Below are 11,572 nucleotides of genomic sequence, written 5' to 3'. Positions count from 1 at the left end.
CTTCATTCTTTAATAATTAATTTATTACTTATAAAATAAGTTAATTATCTATACAAATTTTATCATTTTTAATAAAATACACAAAAAAATTAATTTTTGTAGCTTATTTCGCCAAAATACATCTTTATTTATATTAGTAAAATAATTATAAATTTATTAAAATATGTTCGTAATTCATAAATTTATTTTTATTAAACTAAAAATTCTATAAAAAAATAAGATATCTATCTGGAGAAAATAATTTCCCATAGACAGATATCTCGGTTACATCAAGATTTATTCAATATAAAAACGCCACAAAAAATCTTTTGCCTCTTCTGCATAATCTATATTTATACGCTTACTAGTCTTTATATCCATCTGATTCTTACTAAACACCTTTATTCCTTCCTCATTATAATAAAAATCACTTATATATAACTCTTCACCCATTATGCTCTTGCTATTTAAGCTTCTATCTATTTTTAAAGCCTTACAAAGTTTTCCTGGCCCATTAGTAATGTTTTTTATTTGATATTTGCTCAAATCATTGTAAGATTTATTATATCTATTTATAGATATCTCATCTAGAGAAGTTACAGGTTCTACGCCTCTTATCAATACACACTCTGGTATATTTTCTACATTTGCCGATAAGTTTAAACAGTTGTACATACCATAGATTAAATAAACATATATATGTCCACCATCTAAATATAATGGCTTAGTTCTGTCCGTTTTTTTGTCACCATACACATGTGCTCCTTTGTCGGTTATACCCATATACGCTTCTGTCTCTATTATTTTAGTGACAATTGTTTTATCTTCATACTTTCTTATAAGATATTTGCCTAGTATTGATTTGGCTAAATCAATACCATTTTTTCTAAAAAAATCCTTTTCCAACACTTCACCTCATAAAATTTATTTTCAATGGATACAGTCTAGCTAAAAAGATAAATAAAATTAGCTTATTTTATACTAGTATACGAATAATAGATTTCAGTATTTATTATTTATATATATCAAAAAATTCTATCTCGAATTTTTCAATGTTGTCATTATAATTTGACTTATCATAGACTTCTTCAACCACTTCTCTAATTGGGAATATAATTTTTACTTCTGTTCCTTCTCCTACTTTGCTGTCTATGTAAATTTCCCCATTTTGAATTTCAATCAATGATTTTGTAAGACACAGCCCTATTCCACTTCCAAATTCATTTGATATTCCACTATTTTCAATTTGTTTAAATCTATTAAATATATCAAATAATTTTTCTTTTTCTATACCTATACCAGTATCTTTTATAAGTATCTCTACTGTTTCACCTTTTTTATATATCCCTACAAGAATTTCTCCACCTTCTAAAGTAAACTTTATAGAATTTGATAATATATTCAGTATTATACGCTCTATAGATTCTGGGTCAAGCCCTACTCTCATAGTTTCCTCATTTGTATCAAAAACCAAGTCTATTCCCTTAGACCTAGCATAACTACTAATAGATGTAACTATTCTCTCTGTTATATCAATAATATCAAAATTAACTGCTTTAATCTTATATATATCTGATTTAACTTGAGAAATATTTATTATATTATCTATTAATCTTAATAATCTAAACATATTTTGTTTAGTTATTTGTATATGTTCTTTTAGTATATCCTGAGAATCAATTATTTTTCCCTTTTTATAAAGATTTTCGACAAGTTGAACTGAACTATATATATTATTTAAAGGTGTCTTAAGTTCATGAGATATATTAGCATAAAACTCCATTTTCATTTGGTCATATTGTCTTTGTTTTATTAATGCCTTCTTAAGTCTTTCAGACTCTCTTTGCACACTTAAATCTTTAATAATTCTCACTCTACTTCTTTTTTGTCCAAAATACAATGTTCTTGATATCATTTTTACTTCTTTAATATGATTGTTTTCGTTTACTATGTGAATACTCTTTTCTCTCTCTCCTATATTTAAATTATTTATGTATTTTTTTACTAATATATTTCTATATTTTTGTGTTGTAACTCCTAATACGTCACTAGAAATTCCAAATAGTTCTCTAAAAGCTCTATTTGTATATAGAACTCTTGATGTACTTAAATCTTCAAGAAAAATAGCTTCTGGTATAGCATCTAGTAATTTTTCGTATATTACCTTTTGTTCATTTACTATTCTAAGTATATTTATTTCTTTAGTTATATCTCTAAACGTAAGCAATTTAAATAGCTTATTATCAGACCAATAATCTCCAACTCTAACTTCTTCAACACGGTCTTCACCTTCTGAGTCAGACATTACAAAATTAACTATACAGTTTGCTGTATCATTATAACTTACTATTTCAGCTTTCTTTTCTTGTGTAAGATTTAATCTCTTAAATGATCTATTATCAAAGAAATCTATATTGAAAGTTTCAAAATATTGTTCTAATGTCATGCCAACTAAATCACTTGAATTACATTTAAAGCTCTTTTCATATTTCTTATTTATGCTTATTATCTTATTCTTCTTTATACCACCTTCAGCACTTCTTACAAGTATAGGAGATGGAATATTTAATATAATATTTTCATAATCTTTATTTATATGTCTTATTTCTTCATCCATTTTGATTTCATTTGTAATATCATTTAAGCTTATTAAGTAGTTACTTTCTTCTTTATTATTACTTAAACTCAATAAATAGATTTTATCATTTAATTCTACCTGCTTGTCAATTATACTTATATCATTGTCAAACTTCTTTAATTTTTTAGCTACATTTTTATCTTCTTTGACAAAAGTTAATATTTTATAAAAATTACTCATATCTTTTGAAAACTCATTTTTAAATTTATTATTTGTATAGCTTATATTAAAATCATAATCTGTTACTATCCACACATTTGGTATTGTATCAAGAGCTTGTCTCAATAACTCTTTTCTTTGGTCTATATAATTCTTTAATGTTCTTTGTATAGTCATATCTTTTTCTATTGCTAAATTTATCTTCCCTAGTTGCTCTGACTTTCTACTTAATTTTTTATTTATATAATCAAGCTCGTAATATGGATATACTATTCTATTATTGAAACTGTATACATATACATAATAAGTATGGTTACATAATAATAAATACACTACTCCTATTAACCTATCTGTATCTACTGTACTAAAACAAATTGCTATAAATCCTATAATTGTTGTAAAAAAAGCAAAATATGATAAATCTTTTATTAACTTATAGTGTTCAATTGTACTATCAAATTTATTCAATAAATATAACAAATTAAACAACGACATAGCAATATTAACTAATATAATAATCATATTCCAATTAAAATCACTAAAAATATTTCTTATAAAATAGTCTACTATGACAAAAGCACCATAAAAAATTAATACAGGGCTTATTCTCAATTTTTTTATTTTAGAAATGGTTAAATATATAAAAGTAGACATATTAATTATACTTAGATTGAGTAGCACAATTTGGAATTTTTGAAGTTTTAAATCTGCTACTCCTAAAATACTTACAAAAACTAATACGAGACATCCTATTTTTAATATATTTATAAATTCGTCTTTTTTGAAACTAGTTATATAAACTATAGAATACCCAAATATCCAAAGTAAAATTATCCTATACATATTTATAGAAACTGTATACAAATTTATATTTAAAATTGCAATAATCAAAAATACCCCATTAGCCAGTATATAGACCTTATTCTTGCTTAAAGTTCCCTTAGATTCCATATTCCCCACCACTTCTTCATTTTTATATAGTTTTACCTATAAATATGTTACCACAATTCTTCCAAAAAATTTGTCACTTTCTAGTTATAAAAAAAAATGAGTAAATATTTTTAATTTTACTCATTTTATAGATTTTGCATATTCAATTTAGAAAGCTGGCACTATACTTCCTTTATATTCATCTTGTATAAATTTCTTAACTTCTTTACTGTTCATAGCCTCTGATAAAGCTTTTATCTTATCACTATCTTTATTATTTTCTCTACAAGCTATTATATTTACATATGGAGAATCGCTTGATTCTATTACTATAGCATCTTTAGTAGGATTTAAGTTAGCTGTTAAAGCATAATTGGAATTTATAACTGCTCCATCAACATCTTTTAATACTGTTGGTAATTGTTCTGCATTCATTTCTTTTATTTGTATATTTTTAGGATTTTTAGTTATGTCTTTTTTAGTTATAAGCTCTCCATCTTTTACTTCTATTAATTTACTTTTTGCTAATAATTTAAGTGCTCTAGCTCCATTAGTTGCATCATTTGGCACAGCTATAACTGCTCCATCTTTTATTTCATCTAATGACTTAACTTTTTCTGAATAGAATCCCATTGGCTCTATGTGAACTTTAGATGTATACGTAAGTTTATATTCTTTCTCCTTCACAGTTTCTTCTAAAAATGGAATATGTTGAAAGAAGTTAGCATCCAAAGAACCTTCATCTAAAGCTGTATTTGGAAGTACATAGTCATCAAATATTTTTACTTCTAAATCATATCCTTTTTCTTTTAATAAAGGCTTTGCAACTTCCAATATCTTTGCATGTGGATTTGATGAAGCTCCTACTAGTATTTTCTTATCCTCTTTGTTTGAACAACCTACTGCTGATATTGCTATTGCTGATACCAATGCTACTGATAATAATTTTTTTAATTTCATTTTTTACTCCCCCTCTTTAAAATGTTTATGATTAAGTTATTTTAGTTTCTTGTAAGCTAGATTTCCTATACCTTGTATTATCTGAACTAATATTACAAGTGCTATTACTGTATACACCATTACTGCTGTATCAAATCTTTGATATCCATAAATAAGTGCTATATTACCTAATCCTCCAGCTCCTACTGCACCTGCCATAGCTGTATATCCAAGTATAGATATTATTGATAATGTAATTCCAGATACTATTGAAGGCATGGCTTCCTTTATCATAACTTTAAATACTATTTGTCTCTTTGTAGCTCCAAAAGATCTTGCAGCTTCTATCAATCCTTTATCAACTTCATTTAGTGAACTTTCTATAATTCTAGCGATAAATGGTGCTGCACCAATAGTTATAGGCACTATTGCAGCAGTTTCTCCTATACTTGTTCCAACGATTAATCTAGTTATTGGAATCATTGCAACTATAAGTATCATGAATGGGAAACTTCTAAATATATTTACTATAAACCCTAAAGCACTATTTATTGTGCTATTTGGTTTTAATCCATCTGGTTTTGTAACCACTAATATGATTGCTAGTATAAATCCTAATATTGTTGCCACTATAGTTGGTACTATAACCATATACAAAGTTTGTAACAATGCATTTGGAAATAGTGTTGTCAAAAAGTCGATTAAACTATTCATTTATCATTTCCTCCCATCTTATGCCCTTACTAGTTAGATATTGTTTTACTTGTTCTCCACTTTTATCTGAAACATTTATGATAAGTGAGCCTAAAATATCTTCTTTGAATTGCTCTAATTTACCGAATATTATAGAAACATCTATATTTAGTTCTCTTGCCATAGTTGTAATAATAGCTTCATTAGAAATATCTTTAGGGAATAGTATCTTTATATTTGTTCCCTTTGGTAAGATTATACTTTCTTCACCGATTAATTTTCTAAGTCCTTTAGTATTTCTTAAGAAAATTTCTTCTGTATCTCCCACCTCTAAAACTTCTCCATTTTCCATTATTGCTACTCTTCCACAAATCTGTTTTATAACTTCCATTTGATGAGTTACAACTATTATTGTTATTCCTAGTTTTTTATTTATATCTTCAAGTAATGAAAGAATTGATTTTGTAGTATTTGGGTCTAATGCTGAAGTTGCTTCGTCACAAAGAAGTACTTGTGGATTTAGTGCCAAAGCTCTAGCAATTGCAACTCTCTGTTTTTGACCACCACTTAGATTTCTAGGTTTATCATTTTTCTTTTCAGATATTCCAACTACTTCTAATAACTCTAAAACTCTTTTCTTGATTTCTGATTTTGTATATCCAAAACATTCTAATGGCAATGCTACATTATCAAATACAGTTCTTCTCTCAAGTAATGAAAAGTGTTGAAAAATCATACCTAACTCTTTTCTTAAATCTCTCATCTGCTTTTCATTTAATGACTTTACTTCCTTATCAGAAACAAGTACATTACCTTCTTGATATTCTTCCAGTCCATTTATGCATCTAAGTAGTGTTGATTTACCTGCACCACTATGACCTATTATTCCAAAAATTTCTCCAGATTCTATTTCAATATTTACATCTTTAAGCACTTGAATCTTTCCATAATACTTATTAACATTTTTTATGCTAATCATAAAATTTCCTCCCCATATATTCTGCTCAGTTTTTATGTTTATCCTAGCTTATGTCTTTTAATTTGTATCTAACAAAATAAAAGCCTGAGTATAAACTCAGGCTTAGAAAGCTATTTATACTCATCTATCAACTATATTAGTTGCAGGATTTAGCACCAATGTATATAAAATATACTGGTTGCCGGGTTTCAAAGGGCCAGTCCCTCCACCACTCTTGATAAGACGTTATTTAATTTAATTTGATTATCATTTGTTGCTATGTTATATATGATATATTCATTAATAATATTTGTCAATGAATTTATTTAAATTTCTTATTTTTTATTACTTTTAGTGAAAAATAAATATCTATTTTTTATTGATTTTATAGCTTACAAACCCCTGTATTTTCAAATGACTTAAAGACAATGATGATTACATGACTCTAACACCTTAGACTTTATTAAAGATTTAAGTTGCGCAGATTCTATTATTGTAGTATTATTTGCAAAAAACAACAAATACTCAGCTACCCAATTCAGAGTATATTTTGGTATATGCATATCTATATAACCACGATTAGACAAAACTTTTAACCCTCTTGCCAGTAAAAATTCTTTTAAACGTTCAGTGGCAATGTCACTTGTGACAAACTATATAGAAATGTTACACTTCCACTAGTGGGAATGTGGATATAAAATCTGCTGTTGATTCAGGAAATTATAAAGCCAATAATTATGGGAATTTAAATATCCAATATACTAAAATAGCTAATAATCTTTCATTCTTTAATAAAAATGACAACATTAATATTATACTTCCTAAAAATTTAGAGTTCGAATTTGTAGCAAAAACAAAAAATAGCTTAATTCTAATCAATTTTCAAAAATATATTATTATTGAGAAAAAGACAGTAAAATGTAGAATTGGTAGGCATCCTAATATAGAAATTAATGTTGAAAGCAATATTGGAAATATTAAGGTTACAAAATGATAGTGATTATATTTTATGATGAAAAATATCAATGTCTTCTTAGATATCGTACCAATTTGCTAATATTATTGAGGAATTAAGATATTCGACTTAATTATTGTATTGGATTTTGATATAAAAAAATGCGAAGCCCAAGAAAGATAATATCTTCAGGGCTTCTATATGTTTTAAAACTTTTTCATTTTCTAATTAGGTATTTGTTATATTATTTTTTATTATTTCCTGTTATTCCTAGTCTATCATTCATATCTTTTATCATTTTTCTAAAACCACTACCTATATCATTTCCAACATCTTCTGTTCCATGAACTAGTTTCATAAAGTCATTTTGACCTTTTTTCATATCTTCATCAGATACATTGTCTAATTTTTTTATTCTTTCATCTATATCTTTTACTAATCTTTCACCTTCAGTTATTAATTCATCATTCATTTTCTTTAATTCTGTATCTTCTGTTTTACCATCTTTTTTAAGAGATGTTACAAATGATTGTATTTTATCTCTACTATCTTTGTACGCAGCCTTTACATCATTTAAGTATTTTTCATTTCCTGGATATTCTTTATCCTTAAACTGATTGTTTATGCTTTCTGGAGTATCATAAATAGAGTATCTATTTAAACCTGCTATATAATCGTTATAACTTGTTGAATAATAATTCATATAACCTTCATTGTTATTTACTGATTCATTGGGATTTTTTCCTGCATTCTCACTTGGTTCTTCTGTTTTTTTAGTACATGCAGTCATTCCTATAGCTAATACTAACGCTAGTCCTACAAATAAAGTTCTTTTTAATTTCATTTTTATTATCCTCCTAGATGTTTTGTATTACAAAAAAATTTAATATATTTCTTTCTTAATTTAGTATTTCTATATTTTTATTTTTTATTTACTAAAATTAAACAAGTTATAATTTATTTTTTTGGAAATTATAATAAATAAGCAATTAAATGAAAAAAATATAATTTTATTGTTGATATTGATTATCATTCATAGTATAATTTAATTAATTGATATTAATTTTCATTTGAAGGAGGTTATCTTTTATGTCTTGTTGTAATTCACAATTTTGTTGTAAAAATAAAATTGAATCATCATATATAAAATGGCTTTTAGAAGTTTTAGGTCCAGTTTTTTTAGGTTCTAAACCTGCTGAAATAATAAATATTTCATTTACTGATGTAAATAGAGAGGAAAAGATTAGTGACATTTACAAATATCTATACAAATGTAAAAAAATAGATTTTATAGTTATTGATAAAAAGAAAAAAGGATTAAAAATCTTATTTGTAAACAAAAATGCATTATCAGAAAGATTAAAATGTAAAAAAACAGTAAATTTTTTAAAATTTCTAGGATATAAACAAAATACGAATGTCAATGCCTATTTGGAGCATTTAGTAAATAAACTTAATGGTGATACTTTCCCTGATGAAATAGGAATTTTTTTAGGATATCCTCTTAAAGATGTAATTGGCTTTATGGGATATAGTAATTATGAGGTTTCTATGATTAAATATTGGAAAGTTTATGGAGATACAAAACAATCAGAATACACGTATTCTAAATTTTTACTTCATCGTAAGAAAATGAGAAAATTACTAGACTACATAAGTGTAGATAAAATAGTAAGTTGTTTTTAATTGTATTTTTATATATGACAATAAAAAATACACCCTTTTACTATGCTGTTTCCATAATAAATAAGGGTGTATTTTTTACTTCAATATTCTAATTTTGATTGTACAACATATCTTTAATATTTATTTTCTTTTCTTGCATTCCATTAGACATTAAGAATTCTTGTGTATCTTCTAACTCTTTTATATCTTTATCTGTTATTTTAGAACTAAAATTATACCAAGAATACATTTCTTTTGTTTCATCTAAAGATAATCCAACTTCTTTAGATACAACATCCATTACTTTGTCCTTATTTTCATCCATATATTTTAAAGTATCTTCATGAACTTTCATAAATCTTTTTACTAGTTCAGGATATTTTTCAGCAAAATCATCACTTACAGCAGTAACTATTATTCCACTAACTAATCCTTCTCCATTTACAATCATCTTAGCACCTGAATTTATTGTTTTTAATGCAGTTGGACCTGCAAGCATAGCTACATCAGCACTTTTACTTTCTAATGCAGAAGCAGCACCAGGAATATCCATATTTACATATTCAACATCGTCTATAGTGTAACCTTCCTTAGCAAGTGCAGCAATTAATAATTGATGAAGTATAGTGCCCTTTGGTCCTACTATTTTTTTGCCTTTTAAATCCTTTATAGATTTAATATTTTCGTTATTAGTTATAAGCATATATCCTTTTGGTGATCTACTATAAATATTTGTAATTTTAAGACCAACATCATTTGAAGCAGCTATTATTGCAGATGTTCCTCCTAAAGCATGTAAAAAGTCTATCTCCCCTGCAGCTAGTGCCTGAGTTTGCTCTGGTCCTGTTGTTAATTCATGAAAATTAACTTTTATATTGTCCTTTTTAAATTCTTTTCCAAATAAGTCATCCTTTTTTTCCAGTATACTAGGAACATTAAGTGGTGATTTTACATAAGTCAGATTTATTTCCTTTGGTAAACTAGCTTCTTTTTTTGCAGGTGCATCTTTGTCCTCATCTTTTGTTGAGCATCCTACAGTACCAACCAACACCATTACTAAAGATGTCATTACTGCTAAAATTTTTTTATTTCTTTTAATCAATTAAAACTCCCCCAATTCCCTTAATATTTCTTTTTTTAAGCTTATATAATAGCTTTTAGTTAAATCTCTATTATATTCATCTTCGACACTAAACTGTTTAATCCCTTTATTTTTACTAAAAACAATTATTTTCTTTGCTATTTCCATAGCTTCTTCGATATTGTGAGTTACAAATACTACACCTTTTTTAGTATTTTCATGGATATTTATAACTTCTTTCTGCATTTTTCTTCTTGTAAAGTAATCTAGTGCCGCAAATGGCTCGTCCATAAGTAAAATATCTGGATTGAAGGAAAGAGCTCTTGCTATACTTACTCTATGAGCCATACCTCCTGATAATTCATTTGGATATGAGTTTTTAAATTTTTCAAGCTTCATCATTTTTAAATATTTGTCCAAATCAACTTTATTTCTATTCTTTTTTTCAGTATGTAAAAGTATATTTTCACTCACATTCAACCATGGCATAAGTCTACTTTCTTGAAATACCACTCCCACTTTTGGAATGCACTTTTTATCATTACTATAAAAATATATATTTCCACTAGTCGCATTTTCAAGACCTGCTAAAATTCTAAGTAAAGTAGTCTTACCACATCCACTTTCACCTAATATAACAGTTATTTCTTCACTAGATATATTTAACGATACATCATCAAGAACTAAGTGTTCTTTATTATCAACTAAATATTTTTTATGTATATTCTCTAGTAAAAATCCATTTCTAACCATTTAAATCAACCTGCTTCCCTTTGCTAAACTTTATTATCGCCTTTGAAAATAAATAATCTGAAAGTATACCTAAAAATCCAATAACAAAAATACCTACCAATACAACATCAGTTCGCGACATATCTTTTCCATCAGAAATCAAATATCCTAGACCTGAAGAAGCTGCAATAAGCTCTGCTCCAATTATAGCTCTAAAACTATATCCAAGACCTAAACTAAGTCCAACAACAATATCTAACATAGAATTAGGAATTATTATTTTATAAAAAATTCTCTTCTTAGATAAATTAAAAGATTTACCCACTTCTATTAATTTGTTATCGCAATTTTTTATGCCTTTCAATGTATTTAAAAATATTGGGAAAAAGGATGCTAAAATGATAATTATAATTTTGGATTCTTCACCTATACCAAACCATAAAATCAGCATTGGAACCAAAGCTAGTGGAGGTGTACTTCGCATAAATTCAAAGAGTGGTTTGAAATATTCATACATTTTTTTATTTACTCCAAATACAACTCCAAGTGGTATCGCTATCAGTGAACTTATTAAAAAACCTACCAATATTCTTTTTATACTGGCATAAGCATTTAAGAAAATAGAACCATCATATATCATTTTTATGAAAGTATCTAAAACTCTTTCAGGAGGAGGCAAGATATAACTACTCCATATCCCCAGAATACATACAATCTTCCATAAAATTAAAATTATTAAAAAAATATAATATCCTTTGAACTTTTTATGAATTTTCTCAATCATATAAAACTCCTTTTAATATATCTATCCCTGCTACCCTTTTTATTTTTTAAAATCCTAAA

11 protein-coding genes, 1 pseudogene and 1 riboswitch are annotated in these 11,572 nt (G+C 26.4%); of the genes and pseudogenes, 2 read left to right on the top strand and 10 right to left on the bottom strand.

Translation table 11 applies throughout. The features are described 5' to 3' along the window. Positions 1 to 276 precede the first annotated feature (276 nt). The 6 genes from ACTG48_RS07925 to ACTG48_RS07900 all read right to left on the bottom strand — a co-directional run bounded on the left by ACTG48_RS07925 (position 277) and on the right by ACTG48_RS07900 (position 6,859). Positions 277 to 888: a DNA-3-methyladenine glycosylase gene (locus ACTG48_RS07925; RefSeq protein WP_044213203.1), complete on the bottom strand. Its 612-nt coding sequence runs from the start codon at positions 886 to 888 to the stop codon at positions 277 to 279. Positions 889 to 991: 103 nt separating this feature from the next. Further along, entirely contained in the window at positions 992 to 3,727 is a 2,736-nt protein-coding gene (locus ACTG48_RS07920) for a sensor histidine kinase (protein ID WP_479918534.1), read from the bottom strand. 147 nt (positions 3,728 to 3,874) lie between these two features. Beyond that, the gene (locus ACTG48_RS07915; protein ID WP_021384237.1) at positions 3,875 to 4,666 is read right to left on the bottom strand and encodes a MetQ/NlpA family ABC transporter substrate-binding protein; all 792 of its coding nucleotides are present in this window, start codon (positions 4,664 to 4,666) and stop codon (positions 3,875 to 3,877) included. 36 nt (positions 4,667 to 4,702) lie between these two features. Further along, a complete protein-coding gene (locus ACTG48_RS07910; protein WP_479918533.1) occupies positions 4,703 to 5,359 on the bottom strand; it encodes a methionine ABC transporter permease in 657 nt (218 codons plus the stop codon). After that, positions 5,352 to 6,317 (bottom strand): methionine ABC transporter ATP-binding protein, encoded by a 966-nt coding sequence (locus tag ACTG48_RS07905; protein WP_021384244.1) that lies wholly within the window; start codon positions 6,315 to 6,317, stop codon positions 5,352 to 5,354. Before ACTG48_RS07905 ends, ACTG48_RS07910 begins: the two co-directional genes overlap by 8 nt. A 117-nt stretch (positions 6,318 to 6,434) precedes the next feature. After that, a riboswitch (SAM riboswitch) is annotated at positions 6,435 to 6,541 on the bottom strand. Positions 6,542 to 6,715: 174 nt separating this feature from the next. Continuing rightward, entirely contained in the window at positions 6,716 to 6,859 is a 144-nt protein-coding gene (locus ACTG48_RS07900) for a hypothetical protein (protein WP_479918532.1), read from the bottom strand. Between the two features lie 119 nt (positions 6,860 to 6,978). On the opposite strand from ACTG48_RS07900, the pseudogene ACTG48_RS07895 reads away from it, so the two are divergent. Beyond that, positions 6,979 to 7,290: pseudogene (locus ACTG48_RS07895) on the top strand (DUF4097 family beta strand repeat-containing protein); the annotation flags it as partial. A 205-nt stretch (positions 7,291 to 7,495) separates the two neighbouring features. On the opposite strand, the gene ACTG48_RS07890 reads toward ACTG48_RS07895, so the two are convergent. Further along, complete coding sequence (locus ACTG48_RS07890) at positions 7,496 to 8,095, bottom strand: hypothetical protein (RefSeq protein ID WP_479918531.1); 600 nt, start codon at positions 8,093 to 8,095, stop codon at positions 7,496 to 7,498. A gap of 245 nt (positions 8,096 to 8,340) precedes the next feature. Here ACTG48_RS07890 and ACTG48_RS07885 point away from each other — a divergent pair, with 245 nt between their 5' ends. After that, the gene (locus ACTG48_RS07885) at positions 8,341 to 8,937 is read left to right on the top strand and encodes a DUF3793 family protein (RefSeq protein WP_479918530.1); all 597 of its coding nucleotides are present in this window, start codon (positions 8,341 to 8,343) and stop codon (positions 8,935 to 8,937) included. Positions 8,938 to 9,025: 88 nt separating this feature from the next. On the opposite strand, the gene ACTG48_RS07880 is transcribed toward ACTG48_RS07885, so the two are convergent. From ACTG48_RS07880 to ACTG48_RS07870, 3 genes are read right to left on the bottom strand one after another with little or no spacing between them, the layout of a single operon-like run. Then, on the bottom strand, positions 9,026 to 9,985 hold the full coding sequence (locus tag ACTG48_RS07880; RefSeq protein WP_479918781.1) for an NrtA/SsuA/CpmA family ABC transporter substrate-binding protein: 960 nt from the start codon (positions 9,983 to 9,985) through the stop codon (positions 9,026 to 9,028). A 33-nt stretch (positions 9,986 to 10,018) separates the two neighbouring features. Continuing rightward, positions 10,019 to 10,750, bottom strand: coding sequence for an ABC transporter ATP-binding protein (locus ACTG48_RS07875; RefSeq protein WP_021384254.1), 732 nt, complete (start codon positions 10,748 to 10,750; stop codon positions 10,019 to 10,021). Further along, on the bottom strand, positions 10,743 to 11,513 hold the full coding sequence (locus tag ACTG48_RS07870; protein ID WP_044213199.1) for an ABC transporter permease: 771 nt from the start codon (positions 11,511 to 11,513) through the stop codon (positions 10,743 to 10,745). The genes ACTG48_RS07875 and ACTG48_RS07870 overlap by 8 nt, the downstream gene beginning before the upstream one ends. Between the last annotated feature and the right edge of the window lie 59 nt (positions 11,514 to 11,572).

The organism is Clostridioides sp. LIBA-6822, assembly GCF_056688955.1.
The sequence above is the reverse complement of the archived record's forward strand: the minus strand, read 5'-3'. Positions and strand labels throughout refer to the sequence as shown.